General features: G+C 37.8%; 23 protein-coding genes. 8 read left to right on the top strand and 15 right to left on the bottom strand.

Annotation, left to right across the window (positions count from 1 at the left end; all coding sequences use genetic code 11):
* Positions 1 to 20: 20 nt before the first annotated feature.
* Entirely contained in the window at positions 21 to 1,202 is a 1,182-nt protein-coding gene (locus JNUCC23_RS06540; protein ID WP_454214897.1) for a DUF418 domain-containing protein, read from the bottom strand.
* Between the two features lie 198 nt (positions 1,203 to 1,400).
* On the opposite strand from JNUCC23_RS06540, the gene JNUCC23_RS06535 reads away from it, so the two are divergent.
* The 6 genes from JNUCC23_RS06535 (at position 1,401) to JNUCC23_RS06510 (ending at position 3,731) form a co-directional block, all read left to right on the top strand.
* Positions 1,401 to 1,622 carry a spore germination protein gene (locus JNUCC23_RS06535; protein ID WP_062182196.1) on the top strand — a complete coding sequence of 74 codons (222 nt, stop codon included), beginning with the start codon at positions 1,401 to 1,403 and terminating at the stop codon, positions 1,620 to 1,622.
* Positions 1,623 to 1,646: 24 nt separating this feature from the next.
* Complete coding sequence (locus JNUCC23_RS06530; protein ID WP_062182199.1) at positions 1,647 to 1,859, top strand: spore germination protein GerPB; 213 nt, start codon at positions 1,647 to 1,649, stop codon at positions 1,857 to 1,859.
* Positions 1,860 to 2,107: 248 nt separating this feature from the next.
* A complete protein-coding gene (gene gerPC / locus JNUCC23_RS06525) occupies positions 2,108 to 2,722 on the top strand; it encodes a spore germination protein GerPC (protein ID WP_172796848.1) in 615 nt (204 codons plus the stop codon).
* Complete coding sequence (locus JNUCC23_RS06520) at positions 2,712 to 2,891, top strand: hypothetical protein (RefSeq protein WP_062182205.1); 180 nt, start codon at positions 2,712 to 2,714, stop codon at positions 2,889 to 2,891. Before gerPC ends, JNUCC23_RS06520 begins: the two co-directional genes overlap by 11 nt.
* Before the next feature lie 4 nt (positions 2,892 to 2,895).
* Entirely contained in the window at positions 2,896 to 3,339 is a 444-nt protein-coding gene (locus JNUCC23_RS06515; protein ID WP_403072695.1) for a spore germination protein GerPE, read from the top strand.
* A 173-nt stretch (positions 3,340 to 3,512) separates the two neighbouring features.
* Positions 3,513 to 3,731 carry a spore germination protein gene (locus JNUCC23_RS06510; protein ID WP_062182211.1) on the top strand — a complete coding sequence of 73 codons (219 nt, stop codon included), beginning with the start codon at positions 3,513 to 3,515 and terminating at the stop codon, positions 3,729 to 3,731.
* 274 nt (positions 3,732 to 4,005) lie between these two features.
* Here JNUCC23_RS06510 and addA read toward each other — a convergent pair whose 3' ends face one another.
* The 4 genes from addA to JNUCC23_RS06490 all read right to left on the bottom strand — a co-directional run bounded on the left by addA (position 4,006) and on the right by JNUCC23_RS06490 (position 12,325).
* Positions 4,006 to 7,767 (bottom strand): helicase-exonuclease AddAB subunit AddA, encoded by a 3,762-nt coding sequence (gene addA, locus JNUCC23_RS06505; RefSeq protein ID WP_454214893.1) that lies wholly within the window; start codon positions 7,765 to 7,767, stop codon positions 4,006 to 4,008.
* Positions 7,760 to 11,263, bottom strand: a complete 3,504-nt coding sequence (gene addB, locus JNUCC23_RS06500) for a helicase-exonuclease AddAB subunit AddB (RefSeq protein WP_454214891.1) — start codon at positions 11,261 to 11,263, stop codon at positions 7,760 to 7,762. Before addB ends, addA begins: the two co-directional genes overlap by 8 nt.
* A gap of 229 nt (positions 11,264 to 11,492) precedes the next feature.
* Positions 11,493 to 12,104, bottom strand: coding sequence for a TVP38/TMEM64 family protein (locus JNUCC23_RS06495; RefSeq protein ID WP_403073975.1), 612 nt, complete (start codon positions 12,102 to 12,104; stop codon positions 11,493 to 11,495).
* A gap of 77 nt (positions 12,105 to 12,181) precedes the next feature.
* Entirely contained in the window at positions 12,182 to 12,325 is a 144-nt protein-coding gene (locus JNUCC23_RS06490; RefSeq protein ID WP_454214890.1) for a hypothetical protein, read from the bottom strand.
* Positions 12,326 to 12,598: 273 nt separating this feature from the next.
* On the opposite strand from JNUCC23_RS06490, the gene JNUCC23_RS06485 reads away from it, so the two are divergent.
* Complete coding sequence (locus JNUCC23_RS06485) at positions 12,599 to 12,958, top strand: hypothetical protein (RefSeq protein WP_454214888.1); 360 nt, start codon at positions 12,599 to 12,601, stop codon at positions 12,956 to 12,958.
* A 70-nt stretch (positions 12,959 to 13,028) separates the two neighbouring features.
* Here the strand turns inward: JNUCC23_RS06485 and JNUCC23_RS06480 are convergent, their stop codons facing one another.
* Positions 13,029 to 13,604, bottom strand: coding sequence for a competence protein ComK (locus JNUCC23_RS06480; protein ID WP_062182223.1), 576 nt, complete (start codon positions 13,602 to 13,604; stop codon positions 13,029 to 13,031).
* Positions 13,605 to 13,822: 218 nt separating this feature from the next.
* On the opposite strand from JNUCC23_RS06480, the gene JNUCC23_RS06475 reads away from it, so the two are divergent.
* Positions 13,823 to 14,059, top strand: coding sequence for an IDEAL domain-containing protein (locus tag JNUCC23_RS06475; RefSeq protein WP_403072680.1), 237 nt, complete (start codon positions 13,823 to 13,825; stop codon positions 14,057 to 14,059).
* 251 nt (positions 14,060 to 14,310) lie between these two features.
* Here JNUCC23_RS06475 and JNUCC23_RS06470 read toward each other — a convergent pair whose 3' ends face one another.
* From JNUCC23_RS06470 to hemE, 9 genes are all read right to left on the bottom strand, one after another.
* Complete coding sequence (locus tag JNUCC23_RS06470) at positions 14,311 to 15,123, bottom strand: YitT family protein (RefSeq protein ID WP_454214886.1); 813 nt, start codon at positions 15,121 to 15,123, stop codon at positions 14,311 to 14,313.
* Between the two features lie 431 nt (positions 15,124 to 15,554).
* Positions 15,555 to 16,826, bottom strand: coding sequence for a M48 family metallopeptidase (locus tag JNUCC23_RS06465; RefSeq protein ID WP_454214884.1), 1,272 nt, complete (start codon positions 16,824 to 16,826; stop codon positions 15,555 to 15,557).
* Between the two features lie 97 nt (positions 16,827 to 16,923).
* A complete protein-coding gene (locus JNUCC23_RS06460) occupies positions 16,924 to 17,445 on the bottom strand; it encodes an HD domain-containing protein (RefSeq protein ID WP_062182234.1) in 522 nt (173 codons plus the stop codon).
* A 392-nt stretch (positions 17,446 to 17,837) separates the two neighbouring features.
* Complete coding sequence (locus JNUCC23_RS06455) at positions 17,838 to 18,827, bottom strand: lipoate--protein ligase (RefSeq protein ID WP_403072667.1); 990 nt, start codon at positions 18,825 to 18,827, stop codon at positions 17,838 to 17,840.
* Positions 18,828 to 18,858: 31 nt separating this feature from the next.
* Complete coding sequence (locus JNUCC23_RS06450) at positions 18,859 to 19,593, bottom strand: MBL fold metallo-hydrolase (RefSeq protein WP_403072664.1); 735 nt, start codon at positions 19,591 to 19,593, stop codon at positions 18,859 to 18,861.
* Between the two features lie 297 nt (positions 19,594 to 19,890).
* Positions 19,891 to 22,095, bottom strand: a complete 2,205-nt coding sequence (locus JNUCC23_RS06445) for a YhgE/Pip family protein (protein ID WP_454214881.1) — start codon at positions 22,093 to 22,095, stop codon at positions 19,891 to 19,893.
* Between the two features lie 75 nt (positions 22,096 to 22,170).
* On the bottom strand, positions 22,171 to 22,743 hold the full coding sequence (locus tag JNUCC23_RS06440) for a TetR/AcrR family transcriptional regulator (RefSeq protein ID WP_403072658.1): 573 nt from the start codon (positions 22,741 to 22,743) through the stop codon (positions 22,171 to 22,173).
* A gap of 507 nt (positions 22,744 to 23,250) precedes the next feature.
* On the bottom strand, positions 23,251 to 24,186 hold the full coding sequence (gene hemH / locus JNUCC23_RS06435; RefSeq protein WP_403072655.1) for a ferrochelatase: 936 nt from the start codon (positions 24,184 to 24,186) through the stop codon (positions 23,251 to 23,253).
* A gap of 116 nt (positions 24,187 to 24,302) precedes the next feature.
* The gene (gene hemE, locus JNUCC23_RS06430; RefSeq protein WP_454214878.1) at positions 24,303 to 25,340 is read right to left on the bottom strand and encodes a uroporphyrinogen decarboxylase; all 1,038 of its coding nucleotides are present in this window, start codon (positions 25,338 to 25,340) and stop codon (positions 24,303 to 24,305) included.
* Positions 25,341 to 25,536: the final 196 nt, after the last annotated feature.

The following is a 25,536-nucleotide window of genomic DNA, read 5'->3' as shown; positions in this document are numbered from 1 at the left end:
CATATTCCCCCTTGCTACGATTACTTTTTCATCATTGGCCGAGTGCCATAAGTAGCAAACCGCCAGATATATTCAACTGGTCCCATCCGGTAATACTTCAACCAAATTGTACTGAGTACAAGCTGTAAGAAGTAAATAACAACAACAAGTACGACTCCTGTTGTAAAAGAAATTTTATCATATAACCCAAAGCCATACGAATAGAATAATAATGTTCCAATGATGGACTGTAGCAAATAATTGCTCATCGATAATCTACCGACATTGGCTAGTGGCGATACAATTTTTGCAATAGATTTGTTTTGCAGAAGTAATACAATTACAGTAATATAAAAAATCGATATCACTGGACCGCCAATCATGTCTTGCAGAGATACGGTAAAATAATTGTAGTTCGCTATGTATGGACTTGCTTTAAGCAAACCGCCGATGACTAAACAGACAACTGCAATCATCGCCAGTTTTCGCTGATGCTCTTTCGTTTTCTCCAACCACTTTAGCTTCGCAAACCCTGCACCAATCAAAAACAACGGAAAGATGGAGAAAAAGAGGATGATACCATTCCCTAAATTATTAACCATATACCACTCCACAAAACGTTGCTGAAAAATCTCCATAAAGGTACCTAATTGATATGCTTCAATAGAAGCCTTAACCATTTCAAAATTCGTTAGTATTACAGCATCGTCAGGTATTGTAAAGTAAATCAACATCATCAATAAACTAAACAATAATGCTGGAATGGCAAAGAGAAGCGAACCGAGCCATAGGAGAGTTATGCCGCTCATCCTATAAAATAACAGAAAGAAAAATCCAAACAATGCATAATTGATTAATATATCTCCATGCCAGATGAAAAAGGCATGAACACACCCAATAACTAAAAGAACGACTAATCTTCTAGAAAATACAAGTGGAAATGACTGATTTCTGTCTTGAGCCCGCTTCGCAAGAATAACAGCGCCAAAGCCAAACAAAAACGCAAACATTGGGTAAAAGCTTGCCTGAGCAAATAAATCAACCAATATGTAGAATATACGATCTGGGTTATCTCTCCACCACTCAAGTGGATTAATATGTGAAAATGGTGAATGAAAGTCAGGCATATTTACAAGAAAAATCCCAAGTATAGCTAACCCTCTTAAACTATCGATGCTTTGAACCCTTTGACTTCCATCGATGGTTTGTCCATCTTGTTTCATTCTTTGCTCTCACCTCCCCATTTGTACGCTTTTTCTAATATTCTACACGCTGTTGTTTGATAATGAAATATTTCTTTCACATTCAGTTCTCCACTACCTTCATTAGAAATTTTCTATATCACTGATTAGGCGATTTAATCACAACGTTGCGCAAATTACATAGTATATGGCAGGGAAATTTTTTAGGAGGAGTTATTTATGCCCGCCATCGTTGGAGTCGTTCAGGTCATCAGCCTTGGAACAAGCGCCGTTTTCAATATTGGAGATGTATTTAAAGTAACTCCATATTCCGCTACGAAAACCTATGCCGGTGCTGGCTCATTTAATACTGGAGATAACATTTCGTTATATAACGGGAACAGTGTCACAAATACGTATGATTCGGATATAACGGATCAACCAATCCTTTTCAATGTTTGAACCGTTTTAGAGAGGGGAATCTTGATGATTTTTAATATTCAACAAAACATTCACATTCATAGCATTAAAATTACAAGTATTGGGAATTCCTCCGTTTTTCAAATTGGCAGTGCTGGTGTCATTAAACCGCTATCTCAACTTAGTAATACGGGTGGATTTACTGGGCCTGCACCGCAATTAGAACTAGAGCCTTTGCCCTTAGCGCATGTTGCAGGAGGCGCTCCAGCTCGAAATTAGTTGATGAATGTTGTTGTAGTATGAAGGATATAGAGATCTTATAATTCACAAAATTATTATAATATTCTATTTATTTTATAGATATACATTCTTTATTCCAGCTCCGTACCGCCGCCATTGTGATTAGGTGAGTGTAGCGTACTACAAGGATCGGTGCATGGTAAATGGCGACGTTTTAAAGCCATAGGAGTTTTGTATGAAACTTGTACTCTGTATCATTTGGCGAAAAAAGCGAGGTGATGAGAACGATGAATGAATTCTACTCTTATACCATACAGATGCAAAAATATCTCTCGAGCCAAAATAAGCGTATTGAAAACCTCGAGTCCACGGTTCAATCTTTGTTGGAACAGTTGGAACAATTAAAAGCTAAACCAACTGTCAATGTTGAACGAATTGAATATAAGTTTGATCAATTAAAAGTGGAAACACTCGAAGGAACTTTGAACATCGGATTAAATCCAAAAGACCTTAGTAATATTGAAGAGTTAGCAGTACCATCATCGAATCCATCAACTTTTGAGCCGTACATGTTTCCAGCAAGAAATGAACTTATTCAGGACATTCAAAATCACATTCTTACCAATCTTGATACACTGATTACAGATACTGAAAGTGAAATTAACGCCAAGCTCGACCCATCCTATCATGAATTTATTAGAAATGATCTCGAAAAGCAGCTTCAGCAGCGAATTGAACAATATCTAAACCATACGTCACCAGATGAGCGTTCTCCACATCGTCACGAACAAATGAAACAACAAATCATAGAAAAACTCAACACAGATATTCATATTGCTATTCGAAATTTTATTATAGCTTCACACAAACAGTCAGGAGGAAATTCAAATCATGGAATTTAACATTACAAATGGTGAATTATGCGTTGGGCAAATCGAGGTTCGGATTGTAGCCAGTTCTTCTGTATTTCAAATCGGAGATGTTCAAACGATACAACTTTCTTCTGCATTTGATACACCACCCGAATCATTAATTGTCGGTACATTCCTCCCATTAGCACCAAAAGGATAATAAGATGTTTTCTAGAATTTCTAAAGTCGATAGGATTAATATTCAACTTGCTATATATAGTTCATTCATTCAGATTGGGGATTGTCAATTTATTGATAGCGAGAATGATGTATTAGCCATTCAACGCCGTTCAGATGTTATGCACATTCAAGATAAGGATTTTAAGGATTATCCACTATTCAAATCTTATCCACCCCTTTTGCCTATAGTAGAGCCAGTTGTTATGAATACTAACCATCTTCAACCATTTATCTCTGTAGGAGCTATTAAAATTAGTGCTGTTTCAGCTTCAGCCGTAGTAAGTGTTGGGAATACCGACCATATTAGAATGCGTAATCGAGTAATGCATATTCGCTATATTTCTAAGAATAAAACAGGTGTAAATACTCTACCTGAAGGAACGATTCAGTTCCAAAACGAAGTTCTACCAGTAGACAATGAAAACTAAAAAAATTTCACCATACATTCATCTGCTCCCTTTGATAAGCTAAAGACTTAATCACATGATAATCCGAGGGCACAAATATTCGTTTATCTTAACTCATTTTTAATTTTCATTAAACAGGTCGATGTGATTTAATTTATAATCGCATACTAAACTTTCTTAAAAGGATGATTTACATGCCGGCTATCGTTGGTCCCGTTCAAGTAACCAGTAATGCTGGGGGAATCGTGCAATTTGGCGACGCACTTGCCATCTCTCCGAAAAGCTCGTCAAAAACAGTAACAGGTTCTGGTTCTAGTAGCACTGGTCTCTTTATTTTTAATGCAAATGGACTAAGTGGAAGTAATATTCTCGATCTGGCTGGTGTTGATCAGCCAATTGCCGGGAATAACTAAAATAGAATCAAAGCAAGAAAGCTTTTTCATAATCAAAAGGTCAAACTTCGCACTCCTATACAGTTCCATTAAGTGGATGAACACTAAAACTGTGTATAGAATGCAAGGTTTGACCCTTTTTTAAAGGTTGTTCAAAAAGTCCAGTAAAAAAAGTTTGCGAATTTCTTTATCATTTTCCTGTTCTCACGTATTACTCCATATATAAATGGTTAGAGACCATCACTCCCCGAATCTCTTAGCTCGTTTTATCCTCCTGTTTGCACATATTCTCTTACTATTCTATTTCTAACAAATGTCCGCCATCAAAGAAAAACAAATAGCGATCATTCACCTTTTTCTTCAATATCCCTTCAATTGCGCGCGTATACCATTGCAGTTGAATTCGATAACGGTCAGCCAATATTTCTTTAGCACCTTCAAATCCATTATGGAAACGACCGGTAATGCCATCTGTTTTATAATCCAATAAAACAAGTCCAGCTTCATCTTCAAATATACAGTCGATTACACCTTGAACAAGAACGGTTTCTTCTTCTCCATGCCAATGAGAGTATGCTTCACTTGCCGGTACCGCCAATGTAAATGGAACTTCTCTGCGGATCACTGACGCTCCTTGCATTCTTTGACCAATTTCAGAATCAAAGAATGATACAATTACCTCGATGTTAACAGCACTCTTCTGCTCTTCCGTTAACAGCTCCCTTATGATTAGCTCGTTCAGTAATTGCCGAACGGATTCGATCGTTATCGGCTCGTTTACGCTAATATGCTGCATCACAAGGTGGGTGATTGTCCCTTTTTCAGCAGGTGTTAATGATTTCTCCTGCATAAAAGCAGGTCGATTAGATATCGGGCGTTCATATTTACGCAACAGTTCCGTAGAACTTTGCTCATCTCGAAATTCAAGCTGACGTTTCAACTCCGAAACAGATTGTTTCGAACGGTTTACACTAGCATCTCTTTCCGGATATACCCATGCAAGTTGAGACATAATTTTGTCACGAAACTCAGACTCTAGATCGATTTTCTCAGCGTTCTTAACATGCTCAAGCCAGCTTTCTGCTTCGTTCACCGTTTCATCTTCCTGCATTTGAAGCCGTTCTCTTTGTACCGTTTTAATGACCCATTGTGATGGATGCTTAAGCTTATTGTCATCATAGTTGACTGTAAGACCCACACTCTCCAAGAATGCAGTACTGCTAGGGTGACGAATTAACGCAGGTCCTATCCAATCCATATAACTACGCGCATTTGCACGAACATAGTCTTTCAGCAACCACTCTGAACCAGTTGCATCGCCAATCCATTTAGAAACACTTTTCAAGACATCCTCCAATGTTCCGATTAGATATAACTTTTCTTTAGCACGAGTCATTGCTACATATAATACACGCATTTCCTCTGCGATCAATTCAAGTTGTTTCTTTTTCTTAAACGCAATCTGCGGAAGCGATGGATAGGTGATGCGTAGCTCTGGATTCACATAGTCAGCTGCGAAGCCATACTCTTTATCTAGCAAATAAGACTTCCGAAGATCCATCATATTGAATTGTTTGGAAAGCCCCGCAATAAAAACGAGCGGAAACTCCAGCCCCTTCGATGAATGAATCGTCATCAAGCGAACTACATCTTCCTGCTCCCCAAGTGCACGAGCTGCCCCGAGATCATCGCCGCGCTCCTGCATTCGATCAATGAATCGTAAAAAGCGGAATAATCCTCTAAAGGAACTAGTCTCATATTGTCTTGCACGGTCATATAAAGCACGTAAATTCGCCTGACGCTGCTTCCCGCCCGGCATTCCGCCAACAAAGTCATAAAATCTCGTTTCACCATAAAGCTGCCATATTAAATCTGACAAAGATACTTGCTGAGCCATTTTCCGCCATTTGGTTAGGTTTCGATAAAGCATAGAAACTTTTTCATAAACATCCGGATATTGATCATGATCGGCTTTCCGGTAGAAATCTGCCAATGCATCATAATAGCTGCCTGTATTGAATAGTCTCACCTGTGCAAGCTCTTCTTCATTTAAGCCGACGATGGGCGAGCGTAATACAGATACGAGCGGAATATCTTGCTGTGGGTTATCAATCGTTTTCAGCAGTGAAAGCATAATGGCCACTTCAGTTGCTTCGAAATAACCACTTGATAAATTTGCATATACCGGAATTCCTTGTTTCTTAAATTCTTCCATAATTTGCGGTGCCCATGGCATAGAACGCAGCAGGACAACAATATCACGATACGTTACAGAACGATATAATCCAGTTTTGCTATCGTAAATTTGCTGTTTTTCAGTAACGGCTTTTTGAATAAGCTTTGCCATCATTCTGGCCTCAAGCTGTGCATTTTCCAATTCATCCGCTTCAAAGCCTTCGACATTATCTCCGTCTTCCCCTTTAAAGCTCGATTCCTCTGAAATAGCACCATCAATTAAATATAATTCAATCGGATATTCGGAATCCTCAGGATAATCTGCCCCTTTTTTCAATTCAGCTTGTTCATCATATTCAATTTCACCAACGAGTACACCCATCAGCTGCTTGAATAAGTAATTAGTTCCATCTAATACTTCTTTACGGCTTCTGAAATTACGATTCAAGTCAATTCGTAATCCTGATTCATCCCCGTCTTGGGCAAAACGCTTGTACTTACCAAGAAAAAGATTCGGCTCTGCTAAGCGAAAACGATAAATGGATTGCTTAACGTCACCCACCATGAACATATTCCCCGTGTTCTCCCCATCAGCTGTAACCAGTTTCAAAATCGATTCCTGTACAAAATTGACATCCTGGTACTCATCGACTAATACTTCCTTAAACTGCTGACGGTACTCCAGTGCTGCTTGTGATGGAGTGCGGTTATAACCTTCCACATTTTCCGTTAAAATGGCTAAGCAATAATGCTCCAAATCGGAAAAATCAACGATGTTCTTTTCCGCCTTCGCTGTTTTGAACCTGGCATCAAACTGATTGACAAGTATGACTAATGTTTCAACATAGCCCTTTAATTCTCGGATATCTTGCAGATAATGCTCAGGCTTTCGCAAAAACAACTCACTCTTGACTGTTTCAAGAATTTTCTTTGCCTTATTCCGATGCTTTGTAGCTAGCTCAATAAGCTCTTTATCGAAGGCATCCCCCGAACATCTCTTGGCCGTTGTGAATTTCCAGCTTTGCATACTGGCGTACATTTGCTGCCATGATTCAGCATTGGCTTTTTCCAATCGTTCTACAATCATTAAATCATCCAACAAATTTTCCGCTCTTGGTGCAGGACCGCTTGGCAATTTTGTCAGATCAAGCGCTTGTTCCAGTAAATCCCGAGCCGATTGAAGCTGCATAGAGATATCGAACTTTAATGAATCCCAAAAAGGCAGATCTTCAATCTCTGCATCGTCTGCAATATTATACATGGCTGCTGCTTGATGTAACCATGATTCAGGGTCTGGGTACGATTGGGAAAAATTATGAAGCGAACGGATAATCTGCTGAAGAGCTGCATCGTTTCGATCACTAGTAAATGCATCCACCAATCTAAAAAATTCCTCATCGCTTTGACCATAGTGTTCCTCAAGCAGTTCTTCCATCACTTCATCGCGAAGCAGTTCCGCTTCTGTTGAATCGGCAATCCGAAATCCAGGATCAATATCTGTTAAATAATAATACTTCCGAATTACTTCTAAACAAAAAGAATGGAGGGTCGAGATCGAAGCACGATTGATTAAACTCACTTGCTTTCGTAAGTGCTGTGATTTCGGATTGTCTGAAATTGCCTTTTCCAGCGCTTCACCAATTCGATGCTTCATTTCTGCGGCAGAGGCGTTCGTAAAAGTAACAACTAATAGCTCATCTACGTTAATTGGCTCTTTTTCCGATAAAATCTTTTCAATAATCCGTGTCACAAGTACAGCTGTTTTCCCTGATCCAGCCGCCGCAGCCACGAGTATATCCTGATCTTTTGCCCAGATCGCTTTCCACTGGTCTTCAGTCCATGTAACATGATCAGGCTTTACCGGGATGATTGTCTTACTCATGTGTTGCAGCCTCCCCTCTTAATACATTCAATACTTCATCTTGTTTAGTAGAAGATAATAATCGATACTCGTTTTCCTCCGTGGATTGGTCAAATTGACACACGGACTTAAATGCACAAAACGTACAAGGAATTTTATCCTTAAGTTTATAAGGATTAATCTCTACGTTGCCGCCAACAATTTCATTACCCGCTTCTTGATATAAATGACGGATGTGATTTTGCAAGAGCGAAAACTCTTCCTGACTTGCAATCTTAGATTTAGCCTGCAATGTTCCATCTTTTTTTAAACCTGCTGGAATCATATTTGAGTTACTAAGAACCCCTTGTTCCAATGATTGATCCATTAATTGAACAACGTCTGGATCACCTAATAGCAGACCCTTCATTTTAAAACTTTTAAATATTTCTTGTTCAAGTTCCGAAAGATCGACCATACCCTTGCTTTTGACAACCGGGTTATGGACATGGAAATAAAGTACACCGGCAGGCAATGCTTCTTTTCCAACCAAAGAGCTTGAATGAGTAATCACGATATCTAAATATGTGAGCATCTGCAGGGCCAGTCCGTAATACACTTCACTTAAATTCAAATCCTTTTCACTGGATTTATAGTCTAGCACCCGTAAATAAACACTGTCGTTTTCTTCCGCTTTATCAATGCGGTCAATCCGGCCGACTAACTCCATCTTTGTTCCATCTCTCAACTCAAATGAAAGCGGTGGTAACTGACCATTTTTCCCAAAACCTAGCTCTAATCCTACTGGTACAAAGCCGCTTTGCCTTGCTTGTTCGCTTAGGACGATGGAAGCTCGTCCAATTACCTGCTCTAACTTTCGCTTTAAATAGTGGTGTCGATTGCTACTCAATAAAATTTGGTTTTGCAGCTTCGGTGCGAGTCGTTCAACAGCCTTTCTTGCAAGCATCAAACATTGTTCCTTTGTTAAAGAGGACCAGGCTATGTTCCGTTCATATAAATAATCCGAGATGATTTTTAACGCACCATGAAACATTTCACCAATATCAGGAGCATCCAGACGAAAAATCTTACGCTCCTGTAGCTTCAATCCATGGGCAGCATAATGAGCAAACGCGCAGCTATTGAACATTTCCATCCGAGATACACTGGCCAAAATGGTTTCTCCATAGATTTTTCTACTCGTTTCCTCAGATATTCTTTTGGTCTTGTTTTGGTAAAATAAGCTCGACAGCACCCGAACTGCTTCTGGCCTCATCCATTCATGATCCATATAGGCATTATAAACATCCCACCATACAGGATGAACTGGGTAATTCCTTTTTTTAAGCTGAAGCTGCGCTGTTAAATAAGACAAAGCAACATCGTAATTCGCAGCATATTCTGCCTGTTCACTTGCATCTAAGTCAGACGGGTCATTCATGAACACTACTTCTTTCACTTGCGGCAGCACGTCCTTTACCCGCTTAATATAGGAAGAAGGAAGCAGTGCTTTCCCTTCTTCATCTGCTAACGGATACGTCAAATACAGTGATTCAGATGGTGTTGTAAAAGCTTTATACGCGACAAACTCTTCATCTAATAAACGGAGCTTTGAGCTTGGTGCAACCCCAAATCCGTTAGCGGCTAGGTTTTCACGGTCCTGATCTGATAAAATCCCATCCTTGCCAGCCTTACCTGGTAAAACACCTTCATTTAGACCTATAACAAATGCGGTACGAATGTCATCTAGCCTTGATAAATCAAGGTTTGCGACAAGCACTTGGTCAATTGCCGGTGGAACGAGGGAGAACTTTAATGTTTCAAAACCACTTTCCATTACAGTTGAGAACTGTTTTAACGTCATTTTTTCTTCGCTGAGTAATTCTACGAATTGATCAAGCAAATTAACAACCGAATTCCACGCCTGTTCATGTTCTCGTGCACTGATCAGATCATCTCGCTCTTCTGCTTCAGCCTTCAATTTTTCTAACTTCTCCGGAATGTTTAGTTCTTCCAAATATAAATACAGCGCTTCGCACATTTCTCGACCTGTTTGTGCACGCTTCAAGCGTTTGGATAAACGTAAAATGGCAGAATTAAAAAGTTCCTTCAGTTCGTTAAGTTCATCTTCCAATTGCTTTTCCTGATTAGTCTGGCGCCTATCCAAAAGCTCCAATCCTCTTATTCGTCTATAGGTCCATGGTTCTTTTTGATACCATCTATTCCCTTTTATTCCTCGAGAGAGTACATAGTTCTCCAATCGGTCTACCTTTTCACGCATGATATCGGAATTCAGGTTGATTGGATGTAGAAGTTCTGTTTTTATAGCTCTAAACACCGGTTCATAACGCCAATTTGTGTTCAAAATCTCTAAGGTAGAGCGAATGAGTTCAATTACCGGATGATTCAACATGGTTCTTTTTGTATCGATAAAAACAGGGATCTGATAATCCAAAAAAACCGTGTTGATCAGATCATGATAGGATTCGCCATTTCGGACCAATATAGCCAAATCCCGAAAGCGGTAATTGCCATCGCGAACAAACCGCAAGATTGTCCGGGCAACTCCTTCTACTTCTGCTCTTCGATTCATCGCCTGTACGATTGTAACGCTCGTTTCCCCATTAAGTTCATGCGCTGGTCGCACAGTAAGATTGGCTTCGAGATGCGACAGCCCTTGATTTCCTTTAAAACGTGGCGCACTCTCTAAATGTTCATCATTCTCAACAGTAACGCCTAAGGCCAATGCTCGTTGATAAATATTGAAGTAAGTTGAACCGGTTTGTCTGAAAAGATTTAACCCATCAGGTGGGGATATCCTATAAGGCTGATCAAGCGTTAATACAACAGTTACATCCTTACATTGTTTCAATAATTCTTCTACAATTTGCAGTTCCTGAGGCGTTAAGCTATAGAAACCGTCTAAATAAATCGAAGCTTCTGTTATATAACTTGATTGAGCCAATTTTTCAATCAATAAACGGAAGTAATCCTCTGAATCCAAATATTTGCCTACCAATTCATCTTCAAACGCTTGATAAATTAACTCTAAATCATGTAGTTTATCACGAACGGCATCTTCTGATGAATATTGTATAGAACGTTCTCGGAATTCATTGATATCTTTAGGATCAAGACAATAGCGTTTAAACTCAGACAACATTTCTTCCATTTGCACGATGAAGCCAGGCTTGTCCGCTGAACGACGAAACATTTTTAACTCAGTCTTTTTGTCTTCCATGATTTTGCGGATGAGCATGTTCACTCCGACACTGTCAAGATGGCGCCTATTGCCCCCGCCTGTTTCTTGAAGGATTCGCCATGCTAAACGACTAAAGCTGAACACCTGCGCTCGCATCATTCCCTCTAGGCCTGGTGTTTTAATTAATTTATATTCAGACAGAAATGTCATTTGATCCGGAACTAAATAAATAATCGGTTTTCCAGCTGGGTCTTCAACAAGCCTATCACGTATCTCATCAAGCACCTTTGCCGTCTTTCCTGACCCTGATCGTCCAGTAATAAATCTCAACGCCATTACCCTGCCCCCTTTTCTAGCTTTTTCTTCTGTATCTATTCGTTCATCATATCAAGTATTTAATCAAAAAAAGACATTGGATCTCCAATGCCTTTTTTACTTATTATACTCTTAAATCGATAATTTTTCTTGTTCCATGATTGGTAGGGGTGGCACGTTAAACTTTCATCATACATATAACACCGACCAGAATGTCATCATTATTTACGTTTCATTTTACCCGCTGCCATTACTCATTTTCCCTACTCATGTTTCTATTTAGCCTTGCCTCTATTTGTTTCCCAACAAGCCATAATACAAAGATTATAATGATAACGATTACCGTGCGTAACGGCTGATGGAACAATGAAGTTATATCGTATCCTATAAAACTAATCGTAAAAATCATGACCAGCTTCCCACCTAATAATGCAAGTGCATATGGCATCGGTCTTATATTCGAAAGACCAGCTACAATATTCACAAGGGCAGAAGGAGTAAACGGAAAACAAAGTAGAAGAAAAAGCGGGCCGAATCCATGTCTCTCTACCCAATTCATAAGCTTTTTAATCTGTTTATTTTTTTGAAGAAACTTTAATAGCCTTCGGTGCCCATAATGGCGAAATAAGAAGAAAACAAGCAACGATCCCGTAACGGTCCCAATCCATGAATACATAAACCCCAGCCATAGGCCAAAAGCACTCGCATTTGCAAATACAAATACAAAGAGCGGCAGAAAAGGTAGGAACGACTCAAACATCGGTAAAAAAATCCCTGGTAATGGTCCGAACGAACGATACTGTTCAATTAACCCCAATATATTTTCTAATGTAAACCAATCACGAATATGCTCCAAATCCATTTCAATCTCCTCAATGTCAAAAAAATCCAATGCTCCTTCTCTTGCTTATTTTCTGGAGTAGTCAGCTTAGATGTATATCATTTATGCTCTTTTGATCCACTTACAATATGTGAAACATAGGCATGTCCCAAAGCATCTGACCCCATACTCTTTACACCGTTTATTGCGCTATTTGCACGTTTATAAACGATATAAAGTAGATATGGGCCTGACCCTTTCATTTTGGAACACCCTTATGTTTGAACAATGTGAAGCTTCCCGATTATACGCCTATCTTTTAACTAAAATCATAAGCTATTTTTTGAAATAAATAAATAATTTATGACTTATCTAGAATTTAGTCTCATTTTCATACTTCCCTCACTCGACAACCGATAATCACATTTTCATTTAATTTTAACTTGATTAGTGATACATTTTCCATTATCATTACAACTCAGAACAAACGTTCCTGCTTTAATTTCAGTTGGGTATTGTCAGAAAGAGGGATGATAATGACTCGAATTCCAGAACACGACCGCAATATCATTGAAAAAGCACTCTATCTTCCTATGGTCGTTACAATTTTCAATCGCGATTTACACATAATTGAGGGCAGTTCTTTCAAGATGAAGAGGCCTTACTTAGAAATGGTAGAAGCAGCGTTGAAATTAGCTCAATCCGATTTGTTTCAAGTTAGAAAATACTTAAAAAAAGAAAATATTAAGGTTAGCGAACTAAAGAGAGACCAGGAATTTACGATGTATTGCTTTTTATACAAAGGATATGAAGAGCACCATAATTATTTCAATCCACGATTAAAAAATAAGGTAGAAGAATTATTGCGAAGTTATTTCAAAGAAGTATTTACCTAAATGTCTCTTTCATACCTTATCTAAGGAGACATAAGAAACGCACAAATTCATCATGTCTCCGTTCCTCTTCTTATTCTTCAGTTTTTTTAGCTGAATAATTGCGAGGGGTCTCTGAAGCTTCCATACTGTTATACATTCTGTGCAATCCATAAGCCATCTTTCCTGTCTCTTTATTTATTTTACTAATCTTAGACTCAAGTTCTGCAGTTCTTTGCATTTGATTCGTGAATGAACCAATTGATATATTCACCTCTAACGTAATGTTGTTACGAAAATAAACTTGAACCATTCTATTGTCTTTCTGTTTATACTTTATAACATGGTGATGCGCAATCCAAATGCAATCATCGTTTATGGGTGAAGTAGTTGGAAAAAAGAAAATAGGGTTTGTCTGATCAATAATAATTGGCGCTTTATGAGTAACGCCAATTAATCGCCGTGTTCCACCTTTTCTTCCTTCATAGCTACTTCCAAAGTATTCACAGCTTTGATTGATAATTACCTTGGGCTTGAATGGCGAGATAAATTCATCATTTGTTTCAACAACTTGCGAATAGATTTTGCTGCCGTATACGATCGACTTAATGAAACACGTAAATGGAGTGATTTCATAATTTTCAATTAATGATCGTTTTGATTTTTTCACTTTTCTTTTCCCCTTCCTTTTTACATCATTCGGGATCAATAATATCACAAAAAATAGTTATATATACCCACTTTGTGTACATTTAGCAATTCTGTAACAAATTTACAAAAACTAAACATTTCCACAAGAATTAAAATATTTTTTGAAAATTTAAAATTTTTATTGATTTTTCCTCTAAGGATTCCATATAATAAAAAAAAGGTCAGGAGTGGATCTTCATGAAAAATGAAAAATTACCTTCAGAATTAGTAAAGTCGTATTTGGCCAATAAGAAAAACCAGGACGCTTCACTGCAGGATACATTCATTGAGATGATTATTCACGAATCTATACTCATTAACAAAAGAACACAGCTTGAACAGCAAATCGACCAAGCACTCGATGAGAGGAATAAGCCTTTATTTCTAAAATTAAGCAGCGAAATGAACGAATTGATAAAAATGTTTGGTACTTAAGAACAAAAGCGCAAGCGCCTTGTTCAACCTTGAAAACACTCGCATTCCATTCGGTTGAGATCGTTCTTTTACTTCTTAAGCTAGTGTGATGTGACAAGAGGAGGTAGGCAACTTGCCCCCCAAAAATGAGGTTGTCTACAAAAGAAAAAGGTCTGACCCACCATTCTTCACACAGAATAAAATACGTGGATAACACGATAGCTGTATGAAGCGTGTGTGGTCAGACCCTTATGAAACTCTTACTTTCTTCACTATTTTCCTCTATCAAACATCCCCATTACCTCGGTCGTTTCCGTAATATTAACAAATGCATTCGAATCGATTTCATTAATCATCAATTTAACATCCGTTAACTGATAGCGAGTAATAACTGTCATAAGAATTTTTCGACTTTCCCCTGTATATGCGCCCTCTCCATCCATTACTGTAATCCCTCGATAAAGGTTAGTAAGCAGTTTCTTCTTCATCTCATCACCCTTATTTGTAATGATCATTAATGTTAATTTAATATGGTTCGTATGAATCGTATCGATGATCTTTCCTGTTGCATAAATTGCAACAAGTGTATGAAGAGCCGAATCCCAATCAAACACAAATCCAGAGATAATAACAACAATAGCATTCATTGCCGAAATTAACGCTCCCAGCGGAAAGTCTCTCTTCTTAGTAAGCAGCATCGCAATTATATCAAAGCCACCCGAAGATCCGGATGCCCGAAAAATAATCCCGATCCCAATTCCCGTAATAACACCGCCGAACAGCGATGACAGGATCGCTTCATTTGAGATTGCTTGAACAGGAACCACATACAAGGTAACTGAAAGCACGACGACAGACAAAATTGTATACCCAATAAAACGTTTTCCTAATTTCATAACTCCGAATATTAATAAAGGTAAATTAAGCAGAAAGTTCAAAATTCCGGTATTGAAGGGTGTAATGATTCCAAGCATAATCGCAATCCCGCTAAGTCCACTGCTTAAAATTTGATGGGGAATCAAAAATAAATTATAAGCAACCCCAACAATGATGGAGCCAATTATTATGACCAAAATATTACGCATAACTACTCTCCCTTTAAACCAGTGATATTTCCTGATCATTTAAAGCCACAAAAGACTCCTCTGTCCACAGAAATAATTGTTCGGTTTAGATATTTTTTCTACTAATGATTATTATTATAGTAGAGAAATAAAGGAAAAATAATTTAATAGTCTTTTCAGATTATATAGGAAATTCCTTAGGGGATACATGATAAGAAAAACTGTCATCTGCTATAGGTCACAAAAATAATTATTCTAATATACATTCAATACTCGAATATGTCAGGTGTATGAATTGACACTAAAACTCATTGCAAAATGTATAAAATGAAACTTCAATCAATGGGGTTTTCTTCATCCCCCTACTCTTCTTCGATCTATCTAAGTCTTTAAGCGCCGTTAATGTAAAATACATTCTTTTCTTACAAAAAAATAAACTGACCGAAGTCAGCTTATTCATTCTGATTACTCGTATCATATTGATCAAGCATTGAAATTCTCTCGAGCATGGAGGGGTGTGTGTAGCGAAACCATTTCACGAGCAAAGGAGGATTCACTTGACTTAACCCAGCTCTTGTCAACTCCTGAAAGGAACTAATTGCAGCATCTTTATCTTGAGTCATTTCAATCGCATAGTGATCCGCTCGGCTTTCCTGATACCTTGACACATAATTAGATAAAGGACTGGAAGCGAACAATAAAATAGATGTAATCAATAAAAATAATGGGAATGAACGAATGCTGCTAACTTCTGATATGTTTAGAACTTTCCCCCAGCGCCTAATGGTATAATTCATCAATTTCGCAGTGAACCATAAACCAACAAGCGTTAAGACTAAATAACCTGCAATTCCGAAATAAATATGTTTTTCCACATAGTGCCCCATCTCGTGCGCCATGATAAAGAGAATTTCTTGATCATTAAGCCGACTCAAAGTCGTATCCCATAAAACAATTCGGGAATTGGAGCCGATTCCCGTGACATATGCATTCAAGGCATTCGTTTTTTCCGCCATATTCACTTCATATACATGCTCAGATGGAATATTCGCGTTATCTGCCATATCTAATATCTTTGTTTCTAATTCCTTGTTTTTAAGCGGATAAAAGTCATTATAAAGTGGATCAATAACTACCGGCTGAACGAACATGATAAATAATGAAAAAGGAATCGTCAAAAACCAGGCATACAGCCACCATTTCTTCGCACTTTTTTTCATCAGCCAATATAAAACAGAGACAATAAGAATCATCGTCCCGAAATCGACCCAAAACTCAATCACTCCATCCTTCATCCATGAAGTAAAAGATTGAGTACTGATTCCATAGCTCTTGCCTAAGGTGTAGCGATAATAATTAAGCGGGAACACAACAACATAACTCAACAAAGATAACCAAAATAAATAAATAGCATTTTGAACAATTTTCCACTTCGTTTGCGATAAAGACCATTTTTCAAACCCTCGTGAAATGCCAAATGCTAAAATAAGAAAATAAAATAACCAATCAAATGGTACCGCCGCAAAAAACAGAAAATTTCTGATTTTCGAATACTCTTCACTCAATACCCATTCCCTTTCACTCAAAAAAACAGCTGGATCTGCAACCGTTCCTTTTAAAGCTTCAGGTATAATAGATTGGGCTCCGTGAAATATATACACATACATACCAGCTATATATAAACCAAATAAAACGATTGCAGTTAAGACCGATTTTCTTACCATAATCCAACCCCTTCCTTATCACTTCCTACTTTAAGTGTAGTACATAACGGACAAGTTAGAACCATTTCCTAATATTGAAATTGTAAGTTTTGTGCAACTAACCTTCATGATTTCTTACTTTTTCAATCATTTCATCAAGACGGATAATGCTTTTTTTTGCACGCTCAAAATCAATCTTTCGATAATGATGGAGACCACCTTCTTCTTCGTCTTTCTCATCAGCCCATTTTACAATTTGTTGAAGTGGCGTGCGAATAATGTCATTTGTAGGTAGAAATGAATCAGTATGGAATAGAATCGCGAGGGATATGGTTTTGGCTTGGATTGGATTTTCTCCAAGTCGAATAAGTAGCTTATGAGCTCTTTCTGCTCCTTTTATTGCATGTATATCATTTTGTTTATAAAGGTCATAATCCCACTTCCCATTTTTATACCATGTAAAATGTCCCATATCATGAAGCAAACCGGCTTTGGCAGCTATATCGACGTCCACATTCTGCTCTTTAGCCAAGTGAAAGGCATGGTATGCAACAGCAATAGCGTGCACTAACCCAGAACGATTTAAATATTTCTGTGTAATATGATGTTGAAATATATCAAGTAGGGTCACGTCTCTCATTCAATCCCCTCCTCTATTATAGTAAGCTTATTGTCAAGCCTGAATTTTTTAAATGCTATCATATCGAATATGCAGAAATTTTTCAAGTGGAACATCATAATGCTCTTTAAGCGGTTGTTCAAAAAGTCCGGTAAAAAGATTGAGAATCGCATCAAAGATCCGTCTTCCGGGTCCTCTTGAGATGCGCTCCTCGAACTTCTCGGCTCTTTTATCCTCCCTTTTGAACATGTACTTTAAGGAGTATTATAAAAATATGGCCTTATTATTCTATTCAGCCTAATAATCACAAGTTCACGATAGAGTTCTTGTAATCGCCAGTGATTTATCTATAGAAGAAAACTAAAAGCCCCATCTATCGAACAAACGATAATGGCGGCTTTTTAAATTTTCTATCAGTAAATAAGATTAATAACTTCTTCTTTTGTTACATTCCCAAAGTAATGCTTCACATCAACATCTGCTAAGACGCGCTCAATTTCAGTGCGTTCATAGCGAATCCCCGTAAGTTTCTCTTCAATTTCGCTCACATCGCCGACACCAAAGAAATCTCCATATACTTTACAGTTTTCAATTTTTCCTTTATTCACTTCTAAGCGAATATCAATTGACCCTACTGGAAAGCGGTGTGAATGTTGTAAGTTGAACTTCGGTGATTTACCATAGTTCCAATCCCAGTTTTGGTAACGTTCTTTAGAAATCTCATTAATTTTTGCCCAATCCTCTTCCGTTAAAACATACTCAGGAATGGTTTCTTTTTCTTCATAGATATATTTAAGAATCAAAGAACGGAATTCTTCAATGGTCATGGGTTCTTCAAGGAACTCTGCGATATTGGCTACACGACTTCTGACCGATTTAATTCCTTTCGATTCGATCTTGTCCTTTTTCACTTTTAAACTTGAGACAATATGATCCATTTCGGAATTAAACAAAAGCGTACCATGCGTGAACATGCGGCCTCTCGTACTGAATTGGGCGATACCGGAGATCTTTCTGCCTTCAGCTAGAATATCATTCCTCCCGCTTATTTCTGCGTTAATCCCCAGCTTACTAAGCGCCTTAACAACAGGCTCCGTGAATTTCTTAAAGTCATGGAAGCTTTGACCGTCATCCTTAGTAATGAAACTAAAGTTTAAGTTTCCAAGGTCATGATACACAGCACCACCACCCGAAAGTCTTCGAACCACTTTAATTCCATTATTCTCGACATATTCTGTATTGATCTCTTCAATCGTATTTTGGTTTTTACCGATAATGATGGACGGACCATTGATGTAAAATAATAAATACGTTTCATTTATATCAAGGTTTTTTAATATGTATTCTTCAATAGCAAGATTCATTTGCGGATCGTGAATCCCTTTATTATCTACAAAGATCATTCGTGTTTCCTCCTTTATTTTACCTAAAAAATCACAATTGAAATTCCATGCCACTTCTAGCAAGGGCAATTTCACGTTTAAATACTTCTCCTGCTTCTTTTTTCAACTGTTGTAAATCTCCATAATGTGGCAAGTGAGTAAGCATGAGCAAGTGGGTATCAGCAAGATGCGCAATCATCCCCGCTTCTCTTGCTGTCATATGACCTGCTGATGAGCCATCTGTATGTCCGTAAAGACTACTCTCACATAATAACACTTTCGCATCTTTTGCAAAAATCGACAACTCTTCCATATACGAACTATCTCCTGTATAGACAATGGATTCGCCATTCACCTCAAGTTTCATGGCAAAGCAAGGAACAGGATGCTTTGTTCTTAAAAAAGTAAAAGTAAATGGGCCAATTAAAAGAGGCTCGTCCTCTTTATATGCAATCCCCTTTGTAATATCTTTATAAGTTAGCTTTTTAAATTCTCCTTCGTCTAAATGATGACCATAGATTGGCAGTGTTTTTTTCGGATTCCCTAAAAAGCTACCAATTAGCAAGGCGTGCTGAAGTACACCGATATCTGCAATATGATCCGGATGATAGTGAGTTAATACAACAGCATCTAATTTTTCCGGTTGCATATGGTTTTGCAGTTGAGCCAAAACACCGCTACCACAATCGAGCAGCACCCTGTAATCTCCATATTCCACAAGATAACCTGAAGATGCTTCATTCTTTGCAGGATAGCCGCCCCAGCAACCTATTACAGTAATTTTCATACAACAATCTCCTCCTGTGGTGATTTCGATAAGAGATACGCATACGCTTTTTTCACCCCAAAGGTTAGGCTTTAGCGTAATTAGTCGCTTACATTAGACATCAAAACCTATACTTATATATTAAATATATCGTATTATCCTGTTCTTTTCATCTTTTACCTATTCAAGTTAAACCTTTACACCAATGGGCTGTTCCATAACGAAAAGGTCTAAACCCCACACCAACTATATACGGTTAATATGAAGTGTAATAACACAATTAAACCATGTATATAGTGTGAAGTTAGACCCTTTTATTTACGCTTCTAATTCTTGAACTGCGTCGTTCATTTCTGAGTAGCTTTTTTTATATTTCACTACAAAGTAAAGTATGGTAAGCACAAGAAAGCTAACCATAAATGCTAATAGTACCAAGCCATCCGACCACATTAGACCGAAATCCCCACTTGAAATGACTTCCCTAAACCCTCGTACAGAATACGCCATAGGTAATACATGATTTAACCATTGTAGCTGTGACGGGATTAACTCCACTGGGAATGTACCAGCACTTGTTGTCAATTGCAAAATCAAAATGATAACTGCTAAAAAACGGCCTGGGTTATCCATTGTTGTAACTAATAATTGGATAAGTGCCATAAATGTTAAGCTTGTAATGATTGAAAATAAGATGAATAATGGAACACTTTGGACTTTGAGATCTAAAAGAATGATTAGTAATCCAGAAACAAGTATTGCCTGGGTAATCCCAACAGCTGCAATAACACCAAATTTACTAAAGAACCAGGTAAATCCATTTTTCGGAATACCAACAGGTTCTCTTAATGGAAAGACAATAGAAAGCATTAATGCTCCTACAAATAAACCTAGAGATAAGAAATATGGCGCAATACCTGTTCCATAGTTCGGCACTTTGTTGATCCCTTCTTTATCAACCTGTACTGGCTTGGCAACCATGTTATACGTTTCTTCCGTAGGATGTAATCCTTCTGATTCATTCGCCGCTTTATTTAGTTCATCTTTAAATGTTTGGGAACCCTCTTTAAGATCTGTTGTGCCATTAGCAAGTTGCTTTGATCCATCTACTAATTGCGTAGATCCGTCAGCTAATGCTTTCGAACCTTCCTCTAATTGTCTAACTCCGCTCGTTAAGCTACTAGCTCCTGCTACAAGCTTATCTCCGCCTGCTTTGGCTTCATTCAATTTACTTGAGAACGTCGTTAGTCCAGAACTTAACTGCTTTTGACCACTAAGCAACTGATCTGCACCAGTATCTAATTTAGCTGTTCCATTATTTAGATCCTGCAACCCGTTTTGAAGAGCCTTTTGTCCTTCGGTTAACGCTGCTAGATTGCTAGAGACATTGGCTGAACCAGCGGCAAGTTTCCCTGCTGAAGCAGCGATATTCTCGTTACCAGCTTGGAGTGCAGCTGTTCCTTGAGATAATTGTTCTAAAGCTTGCTGAAGTGCCACTTGGTTTTCTTCTGGAAGAGATTCAAGTACTGGAGTTAATTGATTTTGCAGAGCGGTTACTCCATTCTTAACGTCCGTCGCTCCCATATAAGCCGAATTCGCTCCATCTTGAAGCTGCTTAAGACCATCTGTTACTTGATTAGAGCCTTCATTCAGCTTACTTGTACCCGAAATAGCCTCATTCATCTTCTGCACAATGGTGCTAATCCCTTGATGTGCTTGTTGAATTCCAACTTGTAAGCTTCTTGTTCCATCTTCCGCTTTCTTAGCGCCATCAACTAGCTGAATTTGAGCTTTTGAAAGCTGACCTAATCCATTAGTAAGGACTTCAACCCCAGTTTTCAGCTCTTTAGTGCCGCTTTCCAATTTATTCGTACCACCAGTAAATTCAACTTGTTTCTCAGCTAATAGCGCTAATTTTTCTTCAAGCGTTTTAGCACCACTATTTAAATCCGCTACACCAGTTAACAGTTTCCCCGCCGCTTCATCAGCCGTTTGGTAGCCATCTGCCATTTTTGTTAAACTGTCGAACATCGTTTTGGCATAGGTTTCGGTCACTTTTTCTTGAAGATTCATTTGAATTTTTTGTAACGCCGTTTCACCGATTTGTGCCGATAAAAAGTTAAAACTTTCATTCGGTACATATTTCAATTCCAACTTTTTCGGTGTATCATCGAGCAAGGTTGTTGCATTTTTAGAGAAATTTTTAGGAATTTCAACAAGCAAATAATATTTTTGATCTTTTAAATTTTTATATCCTGTTTCATGATCGACAAATTTAAAGTTAAAATCCTTACTTTCCTTTAAATTCTTGACAAATTCCTCACCAATTTCATAGGTTTTACCATCAAGCACTGCGCCCTGATCATTATTAACGATAGCAACGGGTAAATCGTCCAATTGCTCATATGGATCCCAAAATGCCCATAATAACATGCCACCGTACATAATTGGTATAAATAATATAGCTACTATAGAAACAAGCAATTTTCGATTTGTAAAAATAGACTTCCATTCACTTTTCAACATAAACTGCCTCCTTGATTCGAAATGACCAATTTGTTCATTTAGTCATTAATTTGCAAAAAATGAGGATTACCCGTTTTAAAGTGATAATCCCTTAAATAAATATAGGTCGAACAATTCCGCTATCTCTTCTTTATTTAGAGGCTTCCTTATTCTCTCCCAATCTACAATAAGTGTGATATATATTTTCAGCATAAGAAATGCCGTCAATTCAGGGTCACAATCTTTAATGTACTTCTTCTGGTTTGCTATTTTAATCTTCTGTGCGATAAAAGAAATAATGGCATTTTCAATTTCCTCAACTATTTCCAATACAGCAGGCGTTCTTATTTCTCGCTCTTCTTGAAATAGCTTTATCATCAATTGATGTTCACGCCTAAATTCTAATAGACGATAGAGTGTAAGATGAAGATTCTCCGTAAAGGTTAGCTCAGGATTAATAGCATCGTTCGCTTCTTGCTCCATCTCTACAATCATATTATCAACAATTTCTTTAAATAATTCCTCCTTATTTGCATAAAACGTATAAATAGTCCCCTTACCAACATTCGCAATCTTGGCAACCTGATCCATCGTTGTTGCTTTATACCCAAATAATGAAAAAGACTTTGTGGCGGCCTCGATAATTAATTTTTTTCGATTAACTGACATCTTCCACCTCGCAATTGACCAAATGAACATTTCAGTCATTAAGTTCAGTAATATATTAACAAATTGGTTTTGAAATTGCAAATACCTAATACAAAAGATCAATCATTACTACAGAAGAAAAATAATATTTAGCAGTAAATCTCCACGTTCTTTGAGATAGCTTGCTTAGATTTTCTACTTATAGAGGTTGTTCATAAAGTCCGGTAATAATAGCTGTAGAATTTCTTCTTCGCTCTGTCTTTCCTCGAACTTCTCAGCTCTTTTTAACACGTACTTATAATTTTCCTACTGTTTTTCCGAAAGAAAAAGAGGACACTCCACGAAGTCGTTCTTCCATTTAGAGAGGTTGTCCCAAAAGGGTCTAACCTTCACACACTCTATACACCGTTTATTGTGTCATGTTCACGTCTTAAAAGGTATATAGTAGTTGTGATATCTTAAGCCTTTTGTTATAAGACAGCCTCTTTGGAAATCGAATTCTATGGAATTATCCTCTTGTTTTGTTTTCTATTGTAGATCTAATTTTTTCATAATAATCGTTTTCAATGCGTCGATAAATGCAGGATCTACATTCGGCATATTGGGGCGATAGTAGCTTGCTCCTACTTCATCGGTTACAACCTTACACTCATAATCATTGTCATAAAGAACTTCTAGATGTTCGGCAATAAAACCGACTGGTATGTATATAAAAGCTTTATAACCTTGTTGAGCGTGAAGTTCTCTCGTTAAGTCCTGAACATCTGGTCCTAGCCAAGGCTCTGGTGTTTGTCCAGCACTTTGCCAACCTATTTCGTAATTCTTAACATTTGCTGCTTTTGCGATTAGCTCAGCCGTTTCTTCCAATTGTTTAGGATACGGATCGCCATTTTGCAAGATTTTTTCTGGCAGACTATGAGCCGAAACAATTAAAACATAATGGTCTTTTTCTTCCGGTGTCATTTTCGCAAACGTTTCATTTAATTGATCAACCCAAAATTGAATAAACTTCGGTTCTTTATACCAGCTCTCAACAGATGTAATCGTTACATTTCCAAGCGACTCAGCTGCTTTTTTCGCACGTTCATTATAAGATTTAACACTGAACGTAGAAAAATGAGGTGCAAGAACAATGCTTACAGCTTCTGTAATACCATCTGCATGCATTTGCTGTACTGCATCTTCAATGAAAGGCTCAATATGTTTTAAGCCGATATATGCTTTAAATTCAATATCGTTTTGCGCTTCGTTCAACATATTCTGTAGCCCTATTGCTTGACCTTCTGTAATTTTGGCAAGTGGAGAAATTCCGCCAATTGCTTTATAACGTCCGCGGAGATCTTCAAGTGCTTCCACAGAAGGCTTTCTTCCATGACGTATATGCGTATAATACCGTTCTATGTCTTCCTCTTTGTACGGAGTCCCGTAAGCCATTACTAAAAGACCCATTTTCTTTCTTGCCATTTTTGTTAACACCTCATTTAGAATAAACTATCTAACTTCACAATCTACATTTTTAACGTACTACAAAGCAGTAGCGGACCTTAGTCGAAGTTCCTGAATAGCAACTTACTCTTTTCTTATTTCCATGAAGAATATTCATGTATAAAAGCAGTCAACTTCTTCAGTGTTTCCGGATTAACTTCTGGGAAAACACCATGTCCAAGATTAAAGATGAAACCAGATTGCTCCATGCCTTGATCTAGGATCTGTTTCGCTTTATCTTCAATCACTTCCCATGGTGCTAAAAGGTAAGATGGATCAAGATTTCCTTGTACAGCCTTTTTAATGCCCATTTCTCTTGCTTCTCTGATCGGTAGTCTCCAATCTAAGCCAACTACATCAATCGGAAGGTCATTCCACTCCAATGCCAAGTGCCTTGCACCTACTCCATGCATGATTAATGGAACATTTTCTTCACGTAAAGCAGAGAATATTCGATTCATAACTGGTTTAATATACTTTCGGTAGTCCTCTACATTTAACGTACCTACCCAGGAATCAAAGATTTGGATTGCGCTTACACCCGCATTTATTTGCGCTTTAACATATGTAATGACCATCTCACCTAACTTATCCATTAAAGCAAACCAAGCTTGAGGCTCCGTATACATAAATGCTTTCGTTTTATGGTAATTTTTTGAAGGTCCACCTTCAATCATATACGACGCAATCGTAAATGGCGCACCTGAGAAACCAATTAATGGAACAGTTAATTGTTCTTTCGTTAACAACTTAATCGTATCCAACACATAAGTAATATCTTTTTCAGGGTTTAATTCACCCAGTCTACCGACATCTTCAATCGAACGAATAGGATTATCAATCACTGGACCGATTCCAGATTTAATTTCCACATTAACGCCAAGTGCTGGCAGTGGTGTCATAATATCTTTATAAAGAACAGCAGCATCTACGTCATACTGCTCAACCGGTAGCCGTGTAACATAAGCACATAATTCCGGTTGATGAGTAATTTCAAACAAGGAATATTTTTCTTTAATTTTACGATACTCTGGCTGTGACCTACCAGCTTGGCGCATATACCAAACTGGAACATGGCTCGTCTTTTCCCCTCTTGCAGCCTGTAAAAAAGTATCATTCGTAATCTTAACCATTCATATCCACCTTTCGAACATGACGAATTTTATCGATCATCGTCTTCCTAATATTAGAATAACAGAAGTCAGATTATTTTCAAATGCAACTGCTTACTACTTTATGCTATTCCTTTATAGAAGTATAGAACTCCTCTGACATTGTCACTAATTCGACTTTTTTATTTGAAGGAATGACCTGAATAAAAAAGAAAAC

The organism is Peribacillus sp. JNUCC 23, assembly GCF_053653995.1.
The sequence above is the reverse complement of the archived record's forward strand: the minus strand, read 5'-3'. Positions and strand labels throughout refer to the sequence as shown.

Coding starts and splice junctions, on each gene's coding strand:
- hemH (WP_403072655.1), bottom strand. CDS start 24,186: ATGGCAAGAAAGAAAATGGGTCTTTTAGTAATGGCTTACGGGACTCCG.
- hemE (WP_454214878.1), bottom strand. CDS start 25,340: ATGGTTAAGATTACGAATGATACTTTTTTACAGGCTGCAAGAGGGGAA.
- JNUCC23_RS06510 (WP_062182211.1), top strand. CDS start 3,513: ATGCCGGCTATCGTTGGTCCCGTTCAAGTAACCAGTAATGCTGGGGGA.
- JNUCC23_RS06515 (WP_403072695.1), top strand. CDS start 2,896: ATGTTTTCTAGAATTTCTAAAGTCGATAGGATTAATATTCAACTTGCT.
- JNUCC23_RS06450 (WP_403072664.1), bottom strand. CDS start 19,593: ATGAAAATTACTGTAATAGGTTGCTGGGGCGGCTATCCTGCAAAGAAT.
- JNUCC23_RS06470 (WP_454214886.1), bottom strand. CDS start 15,123: ATGCGTAATATTTTGGTCATAATAATTGGCTCCATCATTGTTGGGGTT.
- JNUCC23_RS06535 (WP_062182196.1), top strand. CDS start 1,401: ATGCCCGCCATCGTTGGAGTCGTTCAGGTCATCAGCCTTGGAACAAGC.
- addA (WP_454214893.1), bottom strand. CDS start 7,767: ATGAGTAAGACAATCATCCCGGTAAAGCCTGATCATGTTACATGGACT.
- JNUCC23_RS06465 (WP_454214884.1), bottom strand. CDS start 16,826: ATGGTAAGAAAATCGGTCTTAACTGCAATCGTTTTATTTGGTTTATAT.
- JNUCC23_RS06530 (WP_062182199.1), top strand. CDS start 1,647: ATGATTTTTAATATTCAACAAAACATTCACATTCATAGCATTAAAATT.
- JNUCC23_RS06495 (WP_403073975.1), bottom strand. CDS start 12,104: ATGGATTTGGAGCATATTCGTGATTGGTTTACATTAGAAAATATATTG.
- gerPC (WP_172796848.1), top strand. CDS start 2,108: ATGAATGAATTCTACTCTTATACCATACAGATGCAAAAATATCTCTCG.
- JNUCC23_RS06440 (WP_403072658.1), bottom strand. CDS start 22,743: ATGTCAGTTAATCGAAAAAAATTAATTATCGAGGCCGCCACAAAGTCT.
- JNUCC23_RS06445 (WP_454214881.1), bottom strand. CDS start 22,095: ATGTTGAAAAGTGAATGGAAGTCTATTTTTACAAATCGAAAATTGCTT.
- JNUCC23_RS06520 (WP_062182205.1), top strand. CDS start 2,712: ATGGAATTTAACATTACAAATGGTGAATTATGCGTTGGGCAAATCGAG.
- addB (WP_454214891.1), bottom strand. CDS start 11,263: ATGGCGTTGAGATTTATTACTGGACGATCAGGGTCAGGAAAGACGGCA.
- JNUCC23_RS06455 (WP_403072667.1), bottom strand. CDS start 18,827: ATGATCTTTGTAGATAATAAAGGGATTCACGATCCGCAAATGAATCTT.
- JNUCC23_RS06540 (WP_454214897.1), bottom strand. CDS start 1,202: ATGAAACAAGATGGACAAACCATCGATGGAAGTCAAAGGGTTCAAAGC.
- JNUCC23_RS06460 (WP_062182234.1), bottom strand. CDS start 17,445: ATGAGAGACGTGACCCTACTTGATATATTTCAACATCATATTACACAG.
- JNUCC23_RS06475 (WP_403072680.1), top strand. CDS start 13,823: ATGAAAAATGAAAAATTACCTTCAGAATTAGTAAAGTCGTATTTGGCC.
- JNUCC23_RS06490 (WP_454214890.1), bottom strand. CDS start 12,325: ATGAAAGGGTCAGGCCCATATCTACTTTATATCGTTTATAAACGTGCA.
- JNUCC23_RS06485 (WP_454214888.1), top strand. CDS start 12,599: ATGACTCGAATTCCAGAACACGACCGCAATATCATTGAAAAAGCACTC.